The sequence below is a fragment of the Klebsiella sp. Sb-30 genome (genome assembly GCF_057652795.1).
Window position 1 is genome coordinate 2600369 of the sequence record NZ_CM172749.1, and the last position, 23307, is coordinate 2623675.

A 23307-nucleotide genomic window follows, 5' to 3' on the forward strand; every position below is an offset into this window, starting at 1 on the left:
CCTGAGGGATTAGACGATGACACGATTTGCTAAAGCAGACTTCTGGCCCTGGCTGAAGCGGCGGTGGGGCGCTGCACCGGCCGGGTGATAAGCGCTGGAATGATATTGACGAGCAAAGTTATACTGGCGCGGCAAAACTTTTTAATAGTGAAAAATTAACGGGGCCTTAATTCATTATGATTGAACTCTTTCAGGCGATAGGTCTGGGGCTGGTGGTGATTTTACCGCTGGCGAACCCGCTGACGACCGTTGCGTTGTTCCTCGGGCTGGCTGGCAATATGAACAACGAGGAGCGCAACAAACAATCGCTGATGGCCTCGGTGTACGTATTCATTATCCTGATGGTTGCCTGGTATGCCGGTCAGGTGGTGATGAGCACCTTCGGCATCTCTATTCCCGGCCTGCGCATTGCCGGCGGGTTGATTGTGGCCTTCATCGGTTTTCGGATGCTCTTCCCGCAGCAGAAATCGCATGACTCGATGGAAGCGAAGATCAAATCCGAAGAGCTGGTGGATGAACCGACGGCCAATATCGCGTTTGTGCCGCTGGCTATGCCGAGCACCGCCGGGCCGGGGACCATCGCCATGCTGATCAGTACGGCATCGACGGTGAAGCATGGCGTCGATTTTCCGAACTGGGTGGTGCTGGTGGCGCCGCCGATTATCTTTGCCCTGGTCGGGATTATTCTCTGGGGTTGCCTGCGCAGCTCTGGGGCAATCATGCGTCTGGTGGGGAAAGGGGGAATCGAAGCGATTTCGCGCCTGATGGGCTTCCTGCTGGTGTGCATGGGCGTACAGTTTATTATCAACGGTGTGCTGGAAATTATTACCACCTACCACGCCTGATAACGTCGCCGTCGCTTCACTGACGACCCGCGAATAAAAAAGCCTGCCGATGGAACAACCGGCAGGCTTTTTTCTTTCATCATCCCGTTCAGGAGTGGTGAGGCTGATGATCGTCCAGCGACACCGGCCAGCGGCGGAATATCATGATTGACCACACCAGCGCCACCAGCGCCGGAATCGCCCCGACGTAGCCGATCGCGTCCATCGAAAGATGCGTACTGACCTGGCTGCCGACCAGCGCGCCCGCGCCGATACCAATATTAAAGATCCCTGAAAACAGCGACATCGCCACATCGGTGGCATCCGGCGCCAGCGCCAGAACCTTCACCTGCATCCCCAGACCAATAATCATGATCGCGATGCCCCAGAAGATGCTTAACACCATCAGGTGGTGAGCGTTTTGCGATGCCGGCAGCAGCAGCAGCAGGCTGACCAGCAGCAGGCCAATGGCGATGCTAATCAGCCCGGAAGCATGCTGGTTGCCCAGTTTACCAAACAGCACGCTGCCGATGATCCCTGCGCCGCCGAGGATCAGCAGCAGCACGGTGGCAAAATTACCGCTCATACCGGCTACCGTTTGTACAAACGGTTCAATATAGCTGTAGGCGGTGTAATGTGCGGTCACCACGATGACGGTCAGCAGATAGATGCTCAGCAGCGCCGGGCGACGGAACAGCACCGGCAGGCTTTTCAACGAACCGGAATGCTCGCTGGGCAGTTTAGGCAGCAGCTTAAACAGGCACACCAGCGTCACCAGCGCCCCCAGACCGATCGCCAGGAAGGTGGTCCGCCAGCCAAAATACTGCCCGATGATGCGGCCGATAGGAATGCCGAATACCATCGCCAGCGCGGTGCCGGTTGCAATCAGACTCAGCGCCTGCGCACGTTTGCCCGGCGGCGCCAGACGTATTGCTAATGCAGAGGTTATCGACCAGAAGACCGCGTGGGCAAAGGCGATCCCGATGCGGCTGATCACCAGAACGTTGAAGCTCCAGGCAAAGAACGACAGCACATGGCTGGCAATAAACAGAATGAACAGGCCGATCAGCAGGCGGCGGCGCTCCATCTGGCTGGTCAGCAGCATAAACGGCAGCGACATTAACGCGACCACCCACGCATAGATGGTCAGCATCATGCCCACCTGAGCGGTCTCCATGCCGAAGCTGTCGGCAATGTCGGACAGCAGACCGACCGGAGCGAACTCGGTGGTGTTAAAAATGAAAGCGGCGATCGCAAGCGTGACTACCCGAAGCCACGCGACCCTGCGTGAAACCGTGTTTGTAATCATAGGTTCTGAGCTGGTTACTAAAGAGGAAGAAGAGGTCTCGATCTTAAAACGATTGCTGGTGAAAATACAATCGTTTTGTGATCTGGATCTCACTATGGCATCAGGCGGCATTTATAAGCTAACGGATTCATTTTTATATAGATCGTGTACATGACCCGCTTTTATGTCATGTTGAAGAAAAGTAAAAACAGGAAGCGTTGTATGATGCAGGAAATTGATTTTTACCTGGTAGATGCCTTCAGCGATCGCAATTTTGGCGGTAATGCCGCCGCGGTGTGCCCACTCACCGAATGGTTACCCGACGACACGCTGCTGAGTATGGCGCAGCAGCACAACCAGTCCGAGACCGCCTTTTTTGTGCGTACCGATGAGGGTTATGAGCTGCGCTGGTTCACCACGCTGCATGAGATTAACCTCTGCGGTCACGCCACGCTGGCCTCGGCGCACATTATCTTTGAATATCTCGACCATCCTTCCACCACGGTGGTGTTCAGTACCCGTTTTGTGGGGGAACTGAGGGTGACGCGTAACGGCGACTGGCTGACGTTAGACTTCCCGGCGTGGCAAACCACCCCGGTTATCGCCCCGCCGCCGGAGCTGCTGGCCGGACTTGGGCTGGATAAGGCCGTAGAGATTCGCGAAGGGCGGGATTATCTGGTGATCCTCGAAAACCGCCAGCAGGTGGAAGCCGTGCGGCCGAATATGTCATTGCTTGAGCGGACGGGCAAAATGATCTGCGTCAGCGCCGCCGATGATGAATATGATTTCGTCAGCCGCTTTTTCTGCCCGGGCGAGGGCGTTGTTGAAGACCCGGTGACCGGCTCGGCGCACAGTATGCTGATTCCCTACTGGGGGGAAAAACTGGCCAAAACGACGCTGCAGGCGCGGCAGGTCTCCGCCCGCGGGGGCGATCTGCGCTGTCAGTGGCTGGGCGATCGAGTGCTGATTGGCGGGCAAGCGACAACGTACATGACCGGCACCATTACGCTACGCTAAGGATATACCGTGAAAGAGATCCCCATGTATCTGGTTTCAGCGTTCAGTGAACGGCCTTTTGCCGGTAACCCGGCGGCGGTGTGCCTGCTGGACGCGTGGCTGGCGGATGATATTTTGCTCAAAATGGCGCAGGAGCATAATCAGTCTGAAACCGCCTTCGTGGTGCGCGAGGGAGAGGCGTTTTCTCTGCGTTGGTTCACGACCCGCAATGAAGTGAATCTGTGTGGGCACGCCACTCTCGCCAGCGCACACGTTATTTTTCATCACCTCGACTTTCCGCACGCGGCGATTCATTTTGCGACCGCCTCCGGTCGTCTGACCGTGAGCCGGGAAGGGGGCTGGCTGACCCTGGATTTCCCGGCGAGTGCCACGCAAGAGAGCACCCCGCCTGCAGCCCTGCTCGCCGGATTAGGCCTTGAGCGGTACGTGAGCGCCCACCGTGGCCGGGCATGGCTTATCGAGCTGGCCAGCCGCGAAGAGGTTGCCGCCGTGCGCCCGAATATCGCGGCAATGACGCCCGGTGAACATAAGGTGACGATTACCGCCCCCGGCGATGGCGAGTATGACTTTGTCAGCCGCTTTTTCTCCCCGGGAGAAGCGGTATGGGAGGATCCGGTCACCGGTTCGGCGCATACCATGCTGATCCCGTTCTGGAGCGCGAAACTGGGGAAAAGTAAAATGCTGGCCCGTCAGATATCGGCGCGCGGCGGCGATATTCGCTGTGAGCTGAAGGGCGATCGCGTGCTGATGGCCGGCCAGGCGGTGACCTGGCTGCAGGGGAGAATTTTGCTGCGCTGAATCTAAACCCGTGAGAGCTGGATGCCCGCGTAAAGCGGGCATCAACGGCAGAGAAGCGAGTCTAGCCGAGACGGGCGATATTGGCTTTAATCACCTCAACAGAGCGGCGGAATTGCGCCGCTTCATCGTCGGCCAGTTGCAGTTCAATAATCTGCTGGACGCCGCTCTGCGTCAGTACCGCCGGTACGCCAACCGCGACATCATACATACCGTATTCGCCGTCAAGAATGCACGAAATAGCCAGTGCACGGTGGCTGCCGGTGAAAATATTGCGACAGATCTCGGCGATGGTGCCGGCGACGCCGTACTCGGTGCAGCCTTTCCCGGCGTAAATTTCAAAGCCAAGGGTGCGAACCTTCTCCGCGATCTGCTGGCGATCCAGCCGCTGGCCGGTATGTTTCAGGTAAACATCGGCAATCGGGGAACCGTAAACCGACGAATGCGACCAGACCGGAAACTGCGTGTCGCCATGTTCGCCGAGAATAAAAGCATCGATGCTCTGGGCGCCAATATCGAGTGCCTGGGCGAGCACCCGCCGCAAGCGGGTGGTATCCAGCCAGACGCCGGTGCCTATCACCTGGCTACGCGGGAGTCCGGACAGCTTCCATACCTGCCAGGTAATAATATCGCAGGGGTTGGTGGCCACCAGAAAGAGGCCATTGAAGCCGTTGTCCATCATCTGTGGAACGATGCTGTTAACGATTTTGGCGGTGGCGTTCAGCTCGTCAAGGCGGGTCTGGCCTTGTTTCAGCGATCCGCCGGAAACGGTAATCACCGCGATATCGACATCGGCACAGTCGCTGACCTCCCGGGTTGAAATGGTCATCATCCCCGGCATATAGGCGGCTGCATCGCTAAGATCCTGAGCATGTGCCTGTGCTCTGGCCCTATCGAGGTCCACAAGGATCAGCTCCTCGCAGATAGTCTGGTTTAACAATGCGTAAGCCGCTGAGGTGCCGACATTGCCGGCACCGATAATCATCACCTTGCGTGCTTTGGTATTCATGGCCCATTCCCGATATCAAGCGTCATGGCATAAAATTACTGCGGTTCAATTGCTTAGTGCAAGTGGCGGCGGGTTGTATAAGTTAAAACTATGAGAAAGGGGGCATACGCTGCGCTACAGTAGGCGAAAAAAGGAGCTCGCCTATGTATACCATCGCCCCGACAGCCATAACCGATCCGCATCTGGCGGCGCTGATTGCTCGCCTCGATGCCTATCAGGAATCCCTCTATCCGGCCGAGAGCAACCACCTCGTGGATTTGAGCCAGCTGGCGGTGGAGTCGGTGATTGTGCTGCTGATCCGCGATGCCCACCAACAGGCGGTCGGCTGCGGGGCGATTGTGCTCGGCCGCGATGGGGTTGGGGAGATGAAGCGGGTGTTTATCGACCCGGATCATCGTGGGCAAAAGCTTGGCGAACGGCTGCTGGAGGCGCTGGAAACGGAAGCGCTGCGCCGGGACTGCCATACCGTGCGGCTGGAGACGGGAGTTCATCAGCAGGCAGCGGTCAGGTTGTATACCCGCTGGGGTTATCAGACCCGCAGCGCCTTCGCCCCCTATCAACCGGACCCGCTGAGCCTGTTTATGGAGAAACTGCTCGTTGCCGATCTTCGTTCAGCTGCGCTATAAACGCCTCCAGCTGACGGGTTTTCGCTCCGCGCCGCCAGACCAGCCAGGTTGTCAGCCAGCGCCACTCTTCGGCCAGCGGCCAGGCCGACACCTGATGATGGCCGGGCATACTCTCCAGCATACTACGCGGGATCAGCGCCAGCCCGGCGCCGGCAATGACGCAGGCCAGCATCCCGTGATAGGACTCCATTTCATGGATCCGCCCCGGCGTTGCCCGGTCGGCGTGGAACCAGCTCTCAAAATGGCGGCGATAGGAACAGTTAGCGCGAAAGGCGTAGACGCTGCTGCCGTTCACCTCGCTGGCGCGGGTAATCGGCGGATGGCCGAAGGGCGCCACAATCATCATCTCTTCCGGAAAGACCGGTAACCCCTCAAGGCCGGGATGGACCAGCGGCCCGTCGACAAATGCGGCGCTTAAGGTGCCCTCCAGTACGCCATCAATCATCGTTCCGGAAGGGCCGGTAGAAAGCGCGAGATGGATTTTCGGGTAGCGCTGGTTATAAAGCGCCAGCGTCGAGGGAATGCGAACCGCGGCGGTACTCTCCAGTGAACCCAGCGAAAACAGCCCCTGCGGCTCATCTCCGGCGACCACCATTCGGGCTTCATCGACCAGCGCGAGGATCTGCTGGCTGTAGCGCAAAAAGCTGTGTCCCGCCGGCGAAAGGCGCAGGCGCTGATTCTCACGAATAAACAGCTCGACGCCGAGGTCGGCCTCCAGCTGGCGAATTCGGGTCGTCAGATTTGACGGGACGCGGTGCACCTTCTGCGCGGCCTGGGTAATGCTGCCGGTGCTGGCGACGGCGTTAAACATCTCAAGCTGAGTCAGGTCCATAGTGTTCTTCTTTTGTGAATAGGTTGCTTAATATTATTCATTTTCAATGAAAAGCAGGGTAAGCCAGAATGAGGTCAATTCGCAATCAACATTCGTCATCAACAGAGAGAGCATAACGATGAATTTATCTGCAACTCACGCGGTTTCCGTCAACCCGGCCACGGGAGAAAGGGTGTCGTCTCTGCCCTGGGCGAGCGAACAAGAGGTGGATTCGGCGATTGCGCTTGCTGAGCAAGGTTATCGTCAGTGGCGTCACGTCAGTCTCGAACAGCGCGCTGACGCCCTGCGTAAAGTCGGTAACGCGCTGCGCGCCCGCGCCGAAGAGATGGCGCAAATGATCAGCCTGGAGATGGGTAAACCGATTGCCCAGGCTCGTGGTGAGGTGACTAAATCCGCCAATCTCTGCGACTGGTATGCGGAACACGGCCCGGCCATGCTGGCGACCGAAGCCACTCAGGTGGAAAATAACAATGCGGTGATTGAGTATCGTCCGCTGGGCGCGATTCTCGCCATTATGCCGTGGAACTTCCCGCTGTGGCAGGTTCTGCGCGGTGCGGTACCGATTCTGCTGGCGGGGAATAGCTATCTGTTGAAACATGCGCCGAACGTGATGGGGAGCGCGGCGCTGATTGGCGAGATCGTTAATCAGGCAGGGCTGCCGGCCGGCGTATTTGGCTGGGTTAACGCGACCAATGACGGCGTCTCCCGGATGATCAACGATTCGCGTATTGCCGCGGTGACGGTAACCGGCAGCGTACGCGCCGGGAAAGCGATTGGCGCCCAGGCCGGCGCGGCATTGAAGAAATGCGTTCTTGAACTGGGCGGTTCCGATCCGTTTATCGTCCTGAATGATGCCGATCTCGATGAAGCGGTAAAAGCCGCGGTGATTGGCCGCTATCAAAATACCGGGCAGGTTTGTGCCGCCGCGAAGCGCTTTATCGTTGAGGCCGGGATTGCCGAAGCCTTCAGCAAAAAGTTTGTTGCCGCGGTTGAAGCGCTGAAGATGGGCGATCCGCGTGATGAGGCCAATTACCTCGGGCCAATGGCGCGATTCGATCTGCGTGATGAGCTGCATCAACAGGTAACGGCCACCCTGGCTGAAGGGGCGACCCTGCTGCTTGGGGCGGAGAAAATCGCCGGGCAGGGTAACTACTATGCGCCAACGGTACTGGGCAACGTGACCCCGGAGATGACCGGATTCCGCCAGGAGCTGTTTGGTCCGGTAGCGACCATTACCGTGGCGCGAGACGCCGCCCATGCGCTGACGCTGGCAAATGACAGCGAATTCGGCCTGTCGGCGACCGTGTTTACCGCCAGCGTCGATGAAGCCGGGCGTTTTTCTCGCGAGCTGGAGTGCGGTGGCGTCTTTATCAACGGTTACAGCGCAAGCGATGCGCGCGTGGCGTTTGGCGGGGTGAAGAAGAGCGGCTTTGGTCGCGAGCTGTCCCACTTTGGCCTGCATGAGTTCTGCAACGTCCAGACCGTATGGAAAGACCGTCGCTAACGGAAGTCGCACCTGACGATCGTCGTCGTGCTCTGCTATACTCGCAGCCCGAATTTTGACGGCGGGCAAGGAGCCGGGTGTGGCGACGGTCATCAATAATGCAATGCTGGAGACGATTCTGGCAGAAATCAGGCCGCTAATTGGGCGTGGCAAAGTGGCGGATTATATTCCGGCGCTGGCAAGCGTAAGCGGTAATAAGCTGGGTGTGGCGATTTGTACGGTGGAGGGTCAACACTATTCTGCCGGCGATGCCCACGAGCGTTTTTCCATTCAGTCCATCTCTAAAGTGCTGAGCCTGGTGGTGGCGATGAACCACTATCAGGAGGAGGAGATCTGGCAGCGGGTGGGGAAAGATCCTTCCGGACAGCCGTTCAATTCATTATTACAGCTGGAAATCGAGCAGGGCAAACCGCGCAACCCGTTTATTAATGCCGGTGCGCTGGTGGTCTGCGATATGTTGCAAAGCCGACTGAGCGCGCCGCGACAGAGGATGCTGGAAATCGTGCGTCGTCTGAGCGGAGTGACGGATATCGGGTATGATCCGGTGGTGGCGCGTTCGGAGTTCGAACATTCGGCGCGTAATGCCGCGATCGCATGGCTGATGAAATCGTTCGGCAACTTCCATAATGATGTCGCGACGGTCCTGCAAAACTATTTTCACTACTGTTCGCTGGAAATGAGCTGTGTCGAACTGGCGCGGACGTTTCTGTTTCTCGCCGATCGCGGGGTGGCTCCGCATCTGGATACCCCGGTAATTGCCCCGATCCAGTCGCGGCAGGTGAATGCCTTAATGATGACCAGCGGGATGTATCAGAACGCCGGCGAATTTGCCTGGCGCGTCGGACTGCCGGCAAAATCAGGGGTAGGCGGTGGTATTGTCGCCATTGTCCCGCAGGAGATGGCTATCGCGGTGTGGAGTCCGGAGCTGGATGCGGCCGGTAACTCGCTGGCGGGAACCGCGGTACTGGAAAAACTGACCCAACGCCTGGGAAGGTCGGTATTCTGATGGCCAACATAGATTCCTTATTTGCCCGTCTCCAGCGGTCGACCTTTCGTTCCCGCTTCCATCTTGGTCGCAAAGAGCGGCAGTACTGTGTCGATAAAGGACCGGAGATCATTGACCAGCACGCGGCGGATTTTATTGCCCGCCGGCTGGCGCCAGCGCATATTCCGAATGACGGTAAACAGACGCCGATGCGCGGGCATCCGGTATTTATCGCCCAACATGCCACCGCCACCTGCTGTCGTGGCTGTCTCGCGAAGTGGCATGATATTCCCGCCGGCCGTGAACTGACAGACCGGGAGCAGCGCTATGTGGTGCAGGTGATCCATCGCTGGCTGGTTATCCAGATGAATTCATCTGGAGGTCAATAATGCGCATTTATCCGCCATGGGTATGCTGGATAAATATTCTCATGTTATGATAATCCGCTAACTAATTATTAACATAATAATTGCCTGAAACAATTAGACGGATAATCACTGAATGTCTTCACTGTCGATTCGGTTATTCACGCTGTTTCGTGAGGAACACCCCGTGCGTGACGCGCTGGTGTTATTCACCTTAACGTTGTTGCTCCATTTTTTCGGTGCCATGCTGCGTCTGGTCCAGGAACTGTCCTTTTTCTGGCCGCTGAATGCCGTGATGGTCGGGATCTTCGCCCGCTATGTCTGGCTCAATCGTAGCTATTTTTATGCCACCTGTTTTGTGGCGATGATGGTGTACGACGGCTTGACCTCACGCTGGGGAATGGGCTTTGCCTCGCTGCTGATTAATTTCTCGAATATTGTCTTTATCGTCAGCCTGGCGCAGCTGTTGCTGTGGGATAAGCGACGGACTGATTCCATGCCGGGCCCGATCAATGTGCTGAATTTGTTCTGTTACTGTCTGCTGGCCGCTTTCCTGAGCGCCGCCGTGGGGACGCTTGGATCGATGGATGTCGAGCGGGAGACATTTATCTCTCTGCTGGCCGATTGGTTTAGCGAACAGTTCTCGACGGCGGTGCTGATCCTGCCGTTTATCCTGACGGTGACGATCCCTTCGACGTTCAGCGGCTTCCGCTGGAGTCAGCTGCTACCGGTCATGGTGCTGGTGCTGTCCATTATCCTTGGCGTCGCCGTAGGGGGAGCCGAAAGTATCACTTTCCCGCTGCCTGCGCTGATCTGGTGTGCGATTCGTTATCCGCTGCCGCTGACCTGCCTGCTGACTTTCCTCACCGGAATCGGGGAGATCCTGCTGGTGGCGAATGCGTTAGTTCATCTCTCTCCCGATGCGCATCTGCAGCCATGGCAGCTGTTCTCGACCCGCCTTGGCATTGCGGCGATGTTAATCAGCCCGGTGATTGTGGCCTCAAGTGTTGACGCGATTAATAACCTGGTGAAACAGCTGGCGCTGCGGGCTGATTTTGATTTCCAGACGCGGGTTTACTCGCGTTCCGGTCTGAGCGAGGCGCTGAAGCGTCAACCGCAATCAGAAACGCAGCAGCTTACCGTGATGTTGCTGGATATCGATGACTTTAAGCGGGTCAACGATAGCTGGGGTCACGAGTGCGGAGATTGCGTGCTGACTCAGTTCGCCCAGCGGGTGCGGGATCTGGTGGGCGAGCAGGGGCTGGTGGCGCGTATTGGCGGGGAGGAGTTTGCCGTTGCCATGTTGAGCGCGACGCCGCAGGAGGGTCAGCTGCTGGCGGAGAAAATTCGCCAGGGCGTGGCGGCGCAAACCTTCGTCTGGGGGCCGCACAAGATTAAACTGACCCTGAGCATGGGGCTGGAGTGTCGTCCGGTCGGCGGCGGGCGGATCACCGAGCTGTTTAATCAACTGCTGATGGCTGCCGATGATTATCTTATTAATGCGAAGGAAGCCGGGCGCAATCGGATTTGTACGCCGACGCTGGCGGAACATCAGCCATAAGAAAACGCAATGACAATTCCGCTTGTGTTAAATATAAGTTAAAAAGATAGTGATGTGGTCAATTTCATGGAGCGACCAATGACCACATCCTTTTCCCTTCGTACGCTTTCGCGTGCTGATATTCTCGAAAACCTTTCCCCGCTGAGCGATATTCTGGCCGATTGCGTTAACGGCGGTGCCTCCGTCAGTTTTATGCTGCCTTTTTCGTTGCAAACGGCGCGAACGTTCTGGCTGCGCATCGCCGAAAGCGTGGCGGCCGGGGAGCGTCTCGTGCTGGTGGCCGAACATGCCGGGCAGATTGTCGGCACGGTACAGCTGGTCATCGATCAACCGGAAAATCAGCCTCATCGCGCCGACGTGGCAAAACTTTTGGTTCACCAAAATGCGCGGCGGCAGGGGCTGGCTAATGCGATGATGAATTATCTGGAGCAACTTGCCCGCGAGCAGGGCAAGTCGGTTCTGGTCCTTGATACGGCCACCGGCAGCGGCGCAGAACGCTTTTATGTCCAGTGTGGCTGGGAAAAAGCCGGGGAAATTCCGCGTTATGCCTTAATGCCGGACGGAACGATGACGGCGACCTCACTGTTCTATAAGATCCTGCAATAACCGAGACCGGTTTGATCAAAACACGGTTTTACTCTTAGAAAAGCTGTTAAGTTATTACACCAATTACTCAGGTTGTATGACCACTCTACGAGGGAACCTATTGTGAAAACATTAAACCGTCGTGATTTTCCCGGCGCGCAGTACCCTGAACGTATCATCCAGTTCGGTGAAGGTAACTTTCTTCGGGCATTTGTCGACTGGCAGCTTGATCTGCTGAATGAGCATACCGACCTGAACGCCGGCGTGGTGATTGTTCGCCCCATAGAGAGCGCGTTCCCCCCGTCGTTGAGCACGCAGGATGGGCTGTACACCACCATTATCCGCGGTTTGAACGAACGGGGTGAGGCGGTGAGCGATGCGCGTCTGATCCGTTCGGTAAACCGGGAAATCAGCGTTTACGCGGATTATGACGCCTTCCTTCAGCTGGCTCATAACCCGGATATGCGCTTTGTGTTTTCCAATACCACCGAAGCCGGCATCAGCTATCACGCCGGCGATCGGTTTGAAGATGCGCCGGCGGTGAGCTACCCGGCAAAACTGACCCGACTGCTGTACGAGCGTTACAGCCACTTCGCCGGCGCGGCGGATAAAGGCTGGATCATTATCCCTTGCGAACTGATCGATTATAATGGCGAAGCGCTGCGCGAGCTGGTGCTGCGCTATGCTCATGAATGGGCGCTGCCGGCGGCATTTACGACCTGGCTGCAGGAAGCAAACGCTTTCTGCTCGACGCTGGTGGACCGTATCGTAACGGGCTACCCGCGTGATGAAGCCGCGGCGATCGAAGCGCAGCTGGGGTACAAAGACGGTTTCCTCGCCACCGCCGAACACTTCTATCTGTTTGTTATCCAGGGGCCAAAATCGCTGGCCGCTGAACTGCGTCTGGATAAATTGCCACTTAATGTCCTGATTGTTGATGATATTAAGCCGTACAAAGAGCGGAAAGTGGCGATTCTTAACGGCGCACATACCGCCCTGGTACCGGTGGCCTACCAGGCAGGGCTGGATACCGTCGGCGAAGCGATGAATGACCCGGAGATTTGTGCATTCGTCGAGAAGGCGATATATACAGAGATTATTCCGGTGCTCGATCTGCCGCGCGCTGAACTGGACTCTTTTGCCAGCGCGGTGACAGGGCGTTTTCGCAATCCGTATATCAAACATCAGCTGCTCTCCATTGCGCTAAACGGCATGACCAAATTCCGCACCCGCATTCTGCCGCAGCTGCTGGCAGGGCAGGCGAAATCAGGTAAACTACCGGCGCGTCTGACTTTTGCGCTGGCGGCGTTGATTGCCTTCTATCGCGCGGAGCGCGATGGCGCAACTTATCCGGTGCAGGATGACGCCGAATGGATGACGCGTTTCCAGACCCTGTGGGCGCAGCATCGCGACGCGCAGATCGGCACCCGTGAACTGGTGAAAGCGGTGCTATCGGTGACCTCTCATTGGGAGCAGGATCTGACGCAGATTAATGGCCTGGTTGAACAGGTAACGCAGGATCTTGATGCCATTCTGCTGCGCGGCATGCGAGAAGCGGTGAAGCCGTTGTGCTGATTTAAACATCGTCGATCAACGTTGACCCGGCCACGGCCGGGTTATTAACTTGCTTTATTTAGTTACAACATACAATGGCTGCAAATCAGAAACAGACCGCGCAGATCTGTAGCGCTGAAAACAGCAATCGCCAGACAGCGGTAAATGCGCGTACAGATTAAGACGAATAAGGGCAAATTGTGCCCCCGCCGCTTGAAGAAATGTCAGGCCAGGAAAATAATGGGGCATCGTAACTGCAAGACGTTAATCGATCGCCCGCGTAACCGGTCCAGTTCGGACATCAGGAGAGATAATCGATGGTTGTTGATATTCGCGAGGTCTGTGCGCAAGACAAGTCGCAATGGCTGCAGCTTTGGCAAGGCTATACCTCTTTTTATGGCAGCCCGCAGCCGGCCGATGTCACGGAATACACCTGGCAGCGGTTACTGGACCACGGCTCACCGGTTCTGGGGCGTGTGGCCGTGGTCGACGATCGCGTAGCGGGTTTTGCAATCTGCGTCCTCCATGAAGGGACCTGGGTGAAAACCCCGATTTGCTATCTGGAAGACCTGTTCGTCGATCCGCAGCTCCGCGGCCGCGGCATTGCCCGGCAATTGATGCAGGCGCTACGGGCGGAAGCCAAAGAGCAAGGATGGTCGCGCCTTTACTGGCATACGCGCACCGACAATCCGGCCCGTCGACTGTATGACGAATTTACTCCCGCTGATGATTACGTGCGTTATCGCATCACCTGTTAAAACAGGTCAAAAGAAAAGCCGTTGTTCAGCGTCGCCTGGCGGCTGAAAACAACTCAGGAGAATCAAAAATGGAAAAACGCATCGAGACCGCCATTAACCTGATTATGTTTCTTTCGCTGCTGGCCACCGCGTGGGATCTCTCGCTGGTGCACCATCTTTCCTGGTAACTCTGCTGCGGCGCCTGCTTTGGCGCCGCTCAACCGCGCCGGATGTTTATTGCTGAAGCATGATATTGTGCCAGAAGAGAGGGCACCGTGGTTTTCAGGAAAGATATCACCTGATTGATTGCGGGTGAAACCGGTTTTTGCGGTGGGGTCAAGGCATGTAAATCAAAAGCGGGGATGTGATAACCCGGCAATAGCTCAACCATTTCACCATTGCTTATTTCTTTCATGCATGCCGGCGCCTGAAGAACGCCAATGCCGATGCCGCGTTTGACCAGCCCATAAATAGAACTCCAGTGGGTGGTCGCCACCACCGTATTGATACGGGTGTGAACCACCACGCCATCCTCGTCATACAGTATCAGGTCTCCACCATCAAAAATCCCCTTTACGCGAATAAAAGGATGATGGCGGAGCTGTTCCGGAACGGTAATGGCCTCGCTGTTGCGGAGGTATTCAGCTGAGGCAACAAGTTTTCTTTCGACCTGGCCAAGCGGGTGGGCAATAAAAATCCCGTTTGCTAATTTTCCAAGACGCAGAGAGATGTCGACCCCCTCAGTGACCGGATCCACAATTGCATCATTGAGGGTGAGATCGATTTTTAGCAAAGGATAGGCGGCATAGAGCAGTGCCAATAGTTCTGGCACCACCGTTTCGCCGAAGCAGCAGGGCGAAGACAGACGTAACGTCCCGGCAAGTCGATCTTCCGTCGGTGTCACGGCGCGAATGGCTTCTGCCGCCGCCGCAAGGACAATTTTGCTGTGGTTGTAGAACGTCATGCCATAATCCGTGCAGGTGATAGCGCGCGGATTGCGCATCAGTAAACGTACTGCCAGATATTTTTCCAGTCGGGTGAGGGTTTCACTTACCGAAGATTGCCCCATATGCAGATCTTTGGCTGCCTGCGAGATGCTCCCTCGTTCGACAACCCGGGCATATACGCGCATGGCCAGAATCATATCCATAGCATTTTCCGCATTCAGTATTGGCCTAATTATAGTCTTTTCTGGCGAGTAAATAGCGGCATGCTATAAACCGTTCAATCTGTGCAAACCATAAATAATTTGACTGCAAAATAACAATCGTATTAATTGATATTTATTATCGTGTTTATTGACTTAAGTTTATTTTTATCTTCACTTAAGATTTGCGCTGAGGTGAAGTATATGTCAAGAATACATCGTACGAATAAATATGATTTAATGGGTTTATTGAGAGAGGAGTTAAAAAATAAAAGTCTCCTGCAAATACACACGCAAGATAACCTGATGACCACTCAGTTGAAAGAGGTGAGTGCCGCCGGTTTTACCACCGATCTTGATATTTCTGATGGTAAAAAATTATCCTTTACTATTTTTAGCGAGAATGGAAAGGCTAATTTTTTTTCACGGAGAAAGAAGGGTGTAGCGGACAGTATCGGGACACTATTTAATCTCCCGGATAGCATTACAATAACCCAGAGAAGAGCGCATCCGCGCCTGACGACGGCGCCGGACTATCCTTTCTTCTGCCATGGCCGTTTTCGTAATGGCAAAAACTATCATTTTGCGATCGATAATCTATCCTGCGGCGGCTGCGGATTAATAGCGCATCAGGCATTCAGTGAATTAAAAGTCGCTAACCTGTATCTGAAGCAAGCCATATTAAATCTTGGTGCCTATGGCGAAATAATCGTTGATCTGGCGATAAAAAATATTTATAGCCCCCCCCTGTTTTGGCCGCGACAGCCGCGTTGAATATCGTATTTCATGTCAATTTATCTTTCGCCACGAGGACGATAAACAGCGGATGGAAGACCTTATGCTTGAGTTGACGATCAATGAGAAAAGAAAAAACGCGTAATGCCAGAAAGCGGTCATTACAACGACAAAAACGACGCTGACGCCCGGCGATAGCGCATTGCGTGGCTATCTCGCCGGACGTCTCTGTCATCAGAGGCGAGGTTTGCGCTGCGCGACGATAAACAGTCGTGGGAACAGCAGCAGGACCTTTCCGTTACGCTGTAGCGGATAGTGTTGCTGCAACAGCGCCAGATAGCGTTCGAGGAATCCCTCCTGCTGCCCGGCATCGAGCGGTTGCAGGTAGGGGCGAAGCCCCGTGGATTGCAGCCAGTCGATAATCGCCTGGTGCGACTCCAGCGGGTGGTAATATGTTGTTCGCCAGATATCCACCTCGCAACCGCAGGCGGTGAGAATATCGTAATACGCCTGCGCACCCGGCAGCGGATGACGTCCGCTCTCCGGGAATCCCATCTCCTGCGCCACCTGACGCATAAGCGTGTGGGAGGGTTCCTGCCAGTTGTCCGGCATTTGTACCGCCAGCAAGCCGTTATCCGCCAGCTGATTAACGAGGTGCGGAAACAGGGTTTCATGATCCGTCAGCCACTGCAGCGATGCGTTCGCATAGAGAAGATCCGCGGGGCGTTCGGGTTGATACTGGCGAATATCGGCGGCGACGAACCGGCAGGTCGGCAGCGCCCGGGCGGCGTCATCGAGCATCGCCGGTGAGCTGTCGACGCCGACAAGGGTCGCTTCCGGCCAGGCATGATGCAGCAAAGCGGTGCTGTTACCAGGACCGCAGCCCAGATCGACAGCGAATGTGACGGGATGCTGTGCAATACGGGCGACTAATTCAGCGGCGGGGCGCGTACGTTCAGCGCCAAATTTCAGATACAGGGAAGGATTCCAGTCGGCCATGGGTGACTCCGGGTAAGATATACGCGTTCATCAGCATAGAGGGCAATGCCGTCAGATAAAACGTCTTTTGCTCGCGATGAAGGAATTGTCACCCTTTTTGTGACAATGTCACGCACGAGCGGTACGCCGCACGTGCCTCAGCGTTTACACGTGGGCTATGCCGGGGAGCCCGGCATGTGTAATGTGCAATGTGCAATGTGCCGGCGGTTAATCGCTCTCCTTGAGCGCTTCGGCGCGTTTCGCCGTGGCATAGACGAAGTCCAGCATCGGCTCCAGATCGGTGTCATACCCGGCCTGAATAATTTTACCGCGCAGCCATTCGATTTCGCTGGTGATATCCGGATGGAAGATATTGTTGTCCTGAGCTTTACGCAGCCATTTCAGCAGGAAATTGTTCTTTCCTCTGATTCCACCCGATTTTTTTGATTTTCCATGAATTTTCAGCGCGACTAAGATGCAGTAATAGAAATGAACGCGCTGATTAAAGCTTTGATGCATTTGCGTATTTCCCGCCAGGCTCAAGAACTCACCGTCGTGGTCAGTGATTCGGATTGGGTTACGTCACGGGCCGGATCTTTAATTACGCGATCTCTGTTATGCCACCCGCCACGTCAGTGCGCCTGTAACCAGACGTGACAAGGATGTTGGCACGGATGCGGAATCACAGTCAATTATTGATTAGTTTTTTACCGGCTCCGGTAACCTGCGGCTACCGGAGACCGTCGCTCATACGTGGCGCAAAGCGGCGCGTTGCTGCAGGTGGACACGAAAAACCAGCAGGAATGCCAGCACGACGACCACCGCGGCCAGCAGATAAATTGTATCCAGTGCATAATAGCCGGCGACCCAGCCAGCCAGCGGGCCGGTCAAACCCAGCGCTAAATCGAGAAAGGCCGAATAGGTCCCCAGCGCCGTCCCCTGGTTTTGTTCTTCAACCTGTCTGACCGCCTCCACGCCCAGCGCCGGGAAAACCAAAGAGAAACCGCTGCCGGTCAGCAGTGCGCCGAGGCCGGCTATCCATGCGGAAGGCGCGAGCCAGATAATCATCAGCCCGAGACACTCGACCACGAAGCAGACCAGAGAGACGCGGACGCCGCCATAGCGGGTAATTACATTGCCTGCGACCAGGCGAACACAGATAAACCCGGCGCTGAACAGGGAGAGGGTAAATGCCGCGCCTTGCCAGCGATGCGCGGAAAAGTAGAGCGTGATGAAGGTCGCGATGACCCCGAATCCGACGGTTCCCAGGGCCAGGCCCAGGCCATAAGGCCAGATCTTGCGCACCACCACGTGGAACGGCGCCCGGATACCGGCGGTGACGCTGACATCCTGGCGCGTACGGGCAAAGAGCAGGCCAATCACCGCCACCAGAACGACCACCGCGGCAAAACCGCTGATACCAAAGACGCTGTTGAGCATCACGCCGAGCGGCGCGCCTACCGCCATCGCCACATAGGTGGCCACGCCATTCCACGAAATCACTCGCGAAGTATGGATCGCCCCCACGGTTTTAATTCCCCACAGCGTTGCTCCCGTCGCGGTAAAGCTTTCACCGACGCCGAGGAAAATACGCCCAATCAACAAAGCGCTAATCGCCAGCACCGGCACCGATTGCAGCGCCACAGCAACCAGTGTGAACAGACCGCTCAACAGGCAGCAGACGATCCCAAGACTGACGACCTTTTTCGGCCCCCAGATATCCGTATAGCGTCCGGCGTGCGGCCGACTGAACAGCGTCGAAATGTACTGCAGGCTGATAACAACACCGGCAATGAGCGTACTGTATCCCAGCTGGTAATGGATATATCCCGGCAACACGGCAAGCGGCAGGCCGATGGAGAGATAGCAGATACAGGTGAAAACGACGATCGAGATAATGCGCAGATTAAGCTGAGTATTACTGACTGAAGAGGTCATAACATCATGGTATTTCAAACGAAGGTGTGAGCAGCATAGCGCAGACCCGGTCATTCGGACGAGCACAGGATGCGTTTTTCCGCTGTTTTAGCCAAACCCACCAAAATTAGCGTTGGGACAAGACGAATCTGTGCAAGTCTGCGTATTCAATGTATAAATTTTCTACTGGCTCTATTCTGTGTTCACCGTCAGGAGGGAAGATGACAAAAGATTTCACCGATATCGCCGTGCTGTTTGTCGCGGGATTTGGTCCCATCACGCAAAACACCGCGCTGAGCCATGCCTTTTATGGCGAGACGTTAGGTTTACCGTTGAAACGGATGGCGGGTAACGATGACTATCTGCTGACCGAGCAGGATGCGCTGGCGGGAGTGAAACATTTTGCCCTCTGGCCGCTGGCCCAGGCGGCGTTCTCCTGCTTTGGCAGTGAAGAGTGGCCGGCAGATCTGCCCGTTCCCCAGGCGTGGATTGAATTTGAAGTGCGCGATATTCAGGCCGCCTCCGACGTGCTGATGGCCAAAGGATACCGACTGCTGATCGCCAACCGGGAAGAACCATGGGGTCAGACCGTCACCCGACTGCTCAGCCCGGAAGGGCTGCTGACGGGCGTCACGATTACGCCATGGCTCCGCGAGGAGGCTCCGTGAAAGCGCCACTCTTAACCACCGACAGGCTGCGGCTGGTCCCGTTGGTCAAAGACGACGCGCCGCAGATTCAGGCGGTGTTTCCGCAATGGGAAATCGTGCGCCATCTGGCGGCCAGTTTTCCGTGGCCGTTCCCGGACGACGGCGCGTCTCGCTATGTGAACACGATTGCCTTACCGGCTGCCGAAAAGGGGAGCGGCTGGTTCTGGACGATTCGCCGCCAGGCCGACCCGGAGCAGCTTATCGGCCTGATTACGCTCTCCGACCAGGCGGATAACAATCGCGGCTTCTGGCTGGATCCGGCCTGGCAGCGTCAGGGGTTAATGACCGAAGCCTGCCGCTGTGTGACCGATTTCTGGTTTAACACTCTCCATCGGGAGGTGCTGCGCGCGCCTAAAGCCCGCGACAACGATGGATCGAGGAAAATATCGATGAACAGCGGCATGCGCCTGATTCGCGTAGAGAAACAGCAGTTTACCGCGGGCATGCTGGATGCAGAATTGTGGGAAATCACCCGGGAGGAGTGGAACCGCCTGGTGCGCTGAAGCACGATGCGGCTCGTGACCAACATCCTGAAATGGTGTGGGGCAGCCTACTTATGCTGGCCAGGCTTTCAGCTTCTGCTTCGTCCACGTCAGGCCTTCGATACGCGCCAGTCTACCGCGCCTTCTACCAGCAACTGGTTTTTAAAAGGAGTGCTCGGGAACGTATTAAATCCGAAAATGGGGGTATTTATGCTCTTTGCGGCCAGACTGGCGCTCAGTTACCGCTAACCGTTACGGGGGCTGCAAGCCCCCCGCATTATTTATCCGTCGCATTGACCACCACACTTCGTTGTTCAGCGAAGCATCTTCATCGGGCTCCTCTACACTGGCAGCAGTGGTCGGCCTGCGCTCCGCGTTTTCTGCTGGTCGGCCTGTTTATTACCACGACACCAAGAGAACAGTAGAAACGTCATTCTCTTATTGAGATTTTCAGCGGCGAGGTAGCGAGTGAACAGGACGAAACAGCGGCCGGAACGTCAGGCTTTGTGGCTGGCGCTGGCCGGTGCAGTGGTGCTGATTATCGGCATGGGATACGGGCGTTTTGCCTATACCGGAATTCTCCCGGTAATGCTGAATGAGCAGATTCTATCGCTGCGGCAGGGGAATCTGGCAGCGTCGGTCAACTACGCGGGTTATCTGATCGGGGCGCTGCTGCTGTCGAAAGCCCGACCGGCTGACAGCACCCGCCTGACTCTCGCTTCGGTGGCATGCACGTTAGTGTGCCTGGCGCTACTGGCGTGGGTGAGTTCGCCCTCGGGGATCATACTTATCCGCGGACTGGCGGGGGTGCTGAGTGCGGTGACGATGATCGCCGCCTCGCTATGGCTGCTCCAGCATATGCAACACCATCACGGTGCGCCGGTACTCTTTTCCGGCGTTGGAATGGGGATCTTTTTATCCGCCGAAGGTATTTCGCTGGCGAAACATGCGGCGCTCTCCAGCCCACAAATCTGGCTTATCTGCGCCGCGAGCGCGACGATCCTCTTTTTACTGGTCGTGTGCCTGCTGCTGACGCCGGCCCATGAGGTGCAGACCTGGCCGCCGCAGTCGCCGACTTTAACAGCGACGGATGGACAAACCGCCGATGCCTGGCGATTGCTGGCGATATATGGTTTTTCTGGCTTTGGTTACATCATTACCGCGACCTACCTGCCGCTGTTTTTATCCGCTTCGCTGGCGCAGATCGATCCCGTGCAACTCTGGGCGCTGTTTGGTCTCGCGGCGGTCCCTTCATGCTTTATCTGGCACAAACTGGTGATCAAACTGGGCTTCCGCCGGGCGCTGACCGCCAATCTGCTGATACAGGCGGCGGGCGTGGTACTGCCGGCTCTCAGCCAGACGCTCCTCGCTTGCCTGCTCAGCGCGCTGCTGGTCGGTTTTACCTTTATGGGCACCGTTACCATTGCGCTCCCGGAAGCCAGAAGGCTGAATCAGCGGGTAAAATTCAATATGATCGCGGCGATGACGGCCACTTATGGTATCGGACAGATTATCGGGCCATTTGTCGCCGGGACGCTGCATAACCTGACGGGATCGTTTAATCCCTCATTGCTTGCGGCGGCAGCGTCTCTATGTCTGGCGGCAGGGCTGGTTGCGGTCAGGTCAGCGCGCGCGCATCCTTAAAATTGGATGCCCGCCGTCAGCAGTTGCCGCATTTCACTGAGCGCAGGGGACATAGATTCCCGGCGCCAGATGAGCTGAGTCTGTACCTGCTTAAGCGGCTGAATCTGGCAGTTGTCTGGCAGGGGCAGGATATCTATTACGCTTTGCGGCAGGATACCGCGATAACCACCGGACGCAATGCAGGCGATCATGGCGTGGTACGACCCCACATCCTGAATCTCGACATGCGCATCGGAGGCGAAAAACGCTTCCGCGATCGCCCGATAGCTGCAGCCCCTGGGAAAAGCGGCAAGTCTGATATCAGCCGGCCCCTCTGGACTCACCAGCATCAGCTGCTCGTCAAAAACGGGGATCGCGTCGATGTCCGTCGGGCGGACAAGCTCACCTTCGGCGGTAACCGGCAGACTCACCAGCGCGCAGTCGAGGGCGGCACGCTGTACCAGATCGGTCAACTGCTGCGTAGGCTGGGTATGCAACGTCAGTTCGACCTGCGGACAGATGGCGCGGAACCGTGGAAGGAGGTGAATAAGCCGGCTCGCGGCTGTCGCTTCCATCGCCCCCAGGCGCAGGCGCCCGGCGGGGTTTGTCGGGTGCAGCGCCTGTTTCGCCTCTTCGCCAAGGCTCAGTATTCTTAGCGCGTAATCGAGGAACTGCTTGCCGGCAGAGGAGAGCACCATTTTTTTATTGCCCCGCACGAACAGCTCGACATCAAGCTCTTCTTCCAGCTGCTGGATGCGCGTGGTGATGTTTGATTGCACACGGCCCAGCTTCTTGGCTGCCCGGGTAATGCTTTGCTCTTCCGCGACAATTTTAAAGATCAGTAACGTGGCGTGGTTCATATTTTTCTTCTAAATATGGAAATGATATTGATCTTAACATCTCAAAAAGAGATGTTAAGCATTCAGCATCACACATTCAAACAGGGTGACCATGAGCAACCGCTTTACGCAGAGACTGGATATTGCCTATCCCATCATTCAGGCGCCGATGGCCGGGGTCTCAACCCCAGAGCTGGCTGCCGCGGTGAGTAACAGCGGCGGGCTCGGCTCGCTGGGGCTGGGGGCCGCGACCGTTTCCCAGGCCGAAGCGCTGATTGCGCGTACTCGTCATCTGACCACGCAGCCCGTCAATGTCAATCTGTTTTGCCATGCGCCGGCGCGCCGGGACCCGCACACGGAAGCAAGGTGGACCGCGCTGTTGCGTCCGCTATTCGCTCGTTTCGGCGCGCAACCGCCCGAGACGCTGACGGAAATCTATCAAAGTTTCCTTGTGAATCAGCCCATGGCCGAGCTGCTACTTGACCTGGCGCCAGAGGTGGTCAGTTTCCACTTTGGCGTGGCGGATAAGACACTCATTCGCCGGCTGAAGGAAAAAGGTGTGCTGACCATGGCCAGCGCCACCAGCGTAGACGAGGCACAGTGGGTCGTCGCCCAGGGCTTCGATGTGGTGATTGCGCAGGGGTATGAGGCCGGAGGTCATCGCGGGATCTTCGATCCTCGCGGCGACGATCGGCAAATGAGTACCTTGACGCTGGTCCAGGCGCTAAAGCGGACGGTGTCGATACCGGTTATTGCCGCCGGGGGGATCATGGACGGTGCCGGGATCCGCAGCATGATGCATCTGGGCGCAGAAGGGGTTCAGCTGGGGACCGCGTTCCTGCTCTGCCCGGAATCGGCTACCGACGCCGGATATCGCCAGGCGCTGAGCGGTGAACCAACGCCAGAAACCGTGATGACTGCGGCGATTTCCGGTCGCCCGGCGCGCTGCATTGACAATGCATTTTGTGAAACCGGTCGACGCAATCCCGACGTTATGCCCCCGGACTACCCGCTAGCCTACGACGCGGGAAAAGCGCTGGCGGCAGCGGCGAAAGCGCAGGGCGAATGGGGATTTGGGGCACATTGGGCAGGACAGGGGGTCGGGATGATCCGGGCGTTGCCGGCAGCGGAGCTGATGCAAACGCTGATCCGGGAGGGCGGATTTTCCACTCAGCCGTCGCGGCGGTGATGGCGACC

At 56.6% G+C, this 23307-nt stretch carries 24 protein-coding genes and 1 pseudogene; 17 read left to right on the forward strand and 8 right to left on the reverse strand.

Annotated elements, in window-relative coordinates; all coding sequences use genetic code 11:
• Positions 1-176: 176 nt before the first annotated feature.
• Positions 177-845, forward strand: coding sequence for a MarC family NAAT transporter (locus AC236I_RS12230; RefSeq protein WP_004862185.1), 669 nt, complete (start codon positions 177-179; stop codon positions 843-845).
• 88 nt (positions 846-933) lie between these two features.
• Here AC236I_RS12230 and AC236I_RS12235 read toward each other — a convergent pair whose 3' ends face one another.
• On the reverse strand, positions 934-2133 hold the full coding sequence (locus tag AC236I_RS12235) for a sugar transporter (protein ID WP_004862182.1): 1200 nt from the start codon (positions 2131-2133) through the stop codon (positions 934-936).
• Positions 2134-2337: 204 nt separating this feature from the next.
• Here AC236I_RS12235 and AC236I_RS12240 point away from each other — a divergent pair, with 204 nt between their 5' ends.
• Both AC236I_RS12240 and AC236I_RS12245 read left to right on the forward strand, forming a co-directional pair.
• The gene (locus tag AC236I_RS12240; RefSeq protein WP_032724359.1) at positions 2338-3129 is read left to right on the forward strand and encodes a PhzF family phenazine biosynthesis protein; all 792 of its coding nucleotides are present in this window, start codon (positions 2338-2340) and stop codon (positions 3127-3129) included.
• Between the two features lie 9 nt (positions 3130-3138).
• Entirely contained in the window at positions 3139-3927 is a 789-nt protein-coding gene (locus AC236I_RS12245) for a PhzF family phenazine biosynthesis protein (protein ID WP_032717476.1), read from the forward strand.
• Positions 3928-3988: 61 nt separating this feature from the next.
• Here AC236I_RS12245 and AC236I_RS12250 read toward each other — a convergent pair whose 3' ends face one another.
• Entirely contained in the window at positions 3989-4933 is a 945-nt protein-coding gene (locus tag AC236I_RS12250; RefSeq protein WP_015584294.1) for an L-lactate dehydrogenase, read from the reverse strand.
• Between the two features lie 143 nt (positions 4934-5076).
• Here AC236I_RS12250 and AC236I_RS12255 point away from each other — a divergent pair, with 143 nt between their 5' ends.
• Positions 5077-5559 (forward strand): GNAT family N-acetyltransferase, encoded by a 483-nt coding sequence (locus AC236I_RS12255; protein ID WP_075808555.1) that lies wholly within the window; start codon positions 5077-5079, stop codon positions 5557-5559.
• Here the strand turns inward: AC236I_RS12255 and ptrR are convergent.
• Complete coding sequence (gene ptrR, locus AC236I_RS12260) at positions 5513-6391, reverse strand: putrescine utilization regulator PtrR (RefSeq protein ID WP_004862169.1); 879 nt, start codon at positions 6389-6391, stop codon at positions 5513-5515. The genes AC236I_RS12255 and ptrR overlap by 47 nt on opposite strands.
• A gap of 118 nt (positions 6392-6509) precedes the next feature.
• On the opposite strand from ptrR, the gene sad reads away from it, so the two are divergent.
• The 7 genes from sad (at position 6510) to AC236I_RS12295 (ending at position 13703) form a co-directional block, all read left to right on the forward strand.
• Positions 6510-7895: a succinate-semialdehyde dehydrogenase gene (sad, locus tag AC236I_RS12265; protein ID WP_015584296.1), complete on the forward strand. Its 1386-nt coding sequence runs from the start codon at positions 6510-6512 to the stop codon at positions 7893-7895.
• Positions 7896-7974: 79 nt separating this feature from the next.
• Positions 7975-8901: a glutaminase B gene (glsB, locus tag AC236I_RS12270; protein WP_004862165.1), complete on the forward strand. Its 927-nt coding sequence runs from the start codon at positions 7975-7977 to the stop codon at positions 8899-8901.
• The gene (locus tag AC236I_RS12275; protein ID WP_032717473.1) at positions 8901-9269 is read left to right on the forward strand and encodes a DUF4186 domain-containing protein; all 369 of its coding nucleotides are present in this window, start codon (positions 8901-8903) and stop codon (positions 9267-9269) included. Before glsB ends, AC236I_RS12275 begins: the two co-directional genes overlap by 1 nt.
• Positions 9270-9381: 112 nt before the next feature.
• Entirely contained in the window at positions 9382-10806 is a 1425-nt protein-coding gene (locus tag AC236I_RS12280) for a GGDEF domain-containing protein (RefSeq protein WP_048023611.1), read from the forward strand.
• A gap of 78 nt (positions 10807-10884) precedes the next feature.
• Positions 10885-11412: a GNAT family N-acetyltransferase gene (locus AC236I_RS12285; protein ID WP_004862158.1), complete on the forward strand. Its 528-nt coding sequence runs from the start codon at positions 10885-10887 to the stop codon at positions 11410-11412.
• Positions 11413-11514: 102 nt separating this feature from the next.
• A complete protein-coding gene (locus tag AC236I_RS12290) occupies positions 11515-12966 on the forward strand; it encodes a tagaturonate reductase (RefSeq protein WP_064367565.1) in 1452 nt (483 codons plus the stop codon).
• Between the two features lie 296 nt (positions 12967-13262).
• Positions 13263-13703 carry a GNAT family N-acetyltransferase gene (locus AC236I_RS12295; RefSeq protein ID WP_004862154.1) on the forward strand — a complete coding sequence of 147 codons (441 nt, stop codon included), beginning with the start codon at positions 13263-13265 and terminating at the stop codon, positions 13701-13703.
• A 196-nt stretch (positions 13704-13899) separates the two neighbouring features.
• Here the strand turns inward: AC236I_RS12295 and AC236I_RS12300 are convergent, their stop codons facing one another.
• Entirely contained in the window at positions 13900-14832 is a 933-nt protein-coding gene (locus tag AC236I_RS12300; RefSeq protein WP_048023607.1) for a LysR family transcriptional regulator, read from the reverse strand.
• Positions 14833-15033: 201 nt separating this feature from the next.
• Here AC236I_RS12300 and AC236I_RS12305 point away from each other — a divergent pair, with 201 nt between their 5' ends.
• Entirely contained in the window at positions 15034-15603 is a 570-nt protein-coding gene (locus tag AC236I_RS12305) for a flagellar brake protein (RefSeq protein ID WP_487608820.1), read from the forward strand.
• Positions 15604-15798: 195 nt separating this feature from the next.
• Here the strand turns inward: AC236I_RS12305 and tam are convergent, their stop codons facing one another.
• The 3 genes from tam to AC236I_RS12320 form a co-directional block, all read right to left on the reverse strand.
• Positions 15799-16563, reverse strand: a complete 765-nt coding sequence (tam, locus tag AC236I_RS12310; protein ID WP_032717468.1) for a trans-aconitate 2-methyltransferase — start codon at positions 16561-16563, stop codon at positions 15799-15801.
• Positions 16564-16770: 207 nt separating this feature from the next.
• Positions 16771-17061 carry a hypothetical protein gene (locus AC236I_RS12315; protein ID WP_004862141.1) on the reverse strand — a complete coding sequence of 97 codons (291 nt, stop codon included), beginning with the start codon at positions 17059-17061 and terminating at the stop codon, positions 16771-16773.
• A 228-nt stretch (positions 17062-17289) separates the two neighbouring features.
• Positions 17290-18480 carry an MFS transporter gene (locus tag AC236I_RS12320; RefSeq protein ID WP_032717467.1) on the reverse strand — a complete coding sequence of 397 codons (1191 nt, stop codon included), beginning with the start codon at positions 18478-18480 and terminating at the stop codon, positions 17290-17292.
• Between the two features lie 200 nt (positions 18481-18680).
• Between AC236I_RS12320 and AC236I_RS12325 the strand changes: the two genes are divergently transcribed.
• From AC236I_RS12325 to AC236I_RS12340, 4 genes and pseudogenes are all read left to right on the forward strand, one after another.
• Positions 18681-19127 (forward strand): VOC family protein, encoded by a 447-nt coding sequence (locus AC236I_RS12325; protein WP_004862136.1) that lies wholly within the window; start codon positions 18681-18683, stop codon positions 19125-19127.
• Entirely contained in the window at positions 19124-19669 is a 546-nt protein-coding gene (locus AC236I_RS12330) for a GNAT family N-acetyltransferase (RefSeq protein ID WP_004862134.1), read from the forward strand. The genes AC236I_RS12325 and AC236I_RS12330 overlap by 4 nt, the downstream gene beginning before the upstream one ends.
• A gap of 12 nt (positions 19670-19681) precedes the next feature.
• Positions 19682-19858: pseudogene (locus AC236I_RS12335) on the forward strand (LysE family translocator); the annotation flags it as partial.
• Positions 19859-20194: 336 nt separating this feature from the next.
• Positions 20195-21292 carry a YbfB/YjiJ family MFS transporter gene (locus AC236I_RS12340; RefSeq protein WP_406948018.1) on the forward strand — a complete coding sequence of 366 codons (1098 nt, stop codon included), beginning with the start codon at positions 20195-20197 and terminating at the stop codon, positions 21290-21292.
• On the opposite strand, the gene AC236I_RS12345 is transcribed toward AC236I_RS12340, so the two are convergent.
• On the reverse strand, positions 21289-22131 hold the full coding sequence (locus AC236I_RS12345) for a LysR family transcriptional regulator (RefSeq protein WP_015584306.1): 843 nt from the start codon (positions 22129-22131) through the stop codon (positions 21289-21291). The two genes, AC236I_RS12340 and AC236I_RS12345, sit on opposite strands and share 4 nt — an antisense overlap.
• Positions 22132-22222: 91 nt before the next feature.
• Between AC236I_RS12345 and AC236I_RS12350 the strand changes: the two genes are divergently transcribed.
• Positions 22223-23299 carry an NAD(P)H-dependent flavin oxidoreductase gene (locus tag AC236I_RS12350; RefSeq protein WP_487608821.1) on the forward strand — a complete coding sequence of 359 codons (1077 nt, stop codon included), beginning with the start codon at positions 22223-22225 and terminating at the stop codon, positions 23297-23299.
• The last annotated feature ends 8 nt before the right edge of the window (positions 23300-23307 follow it).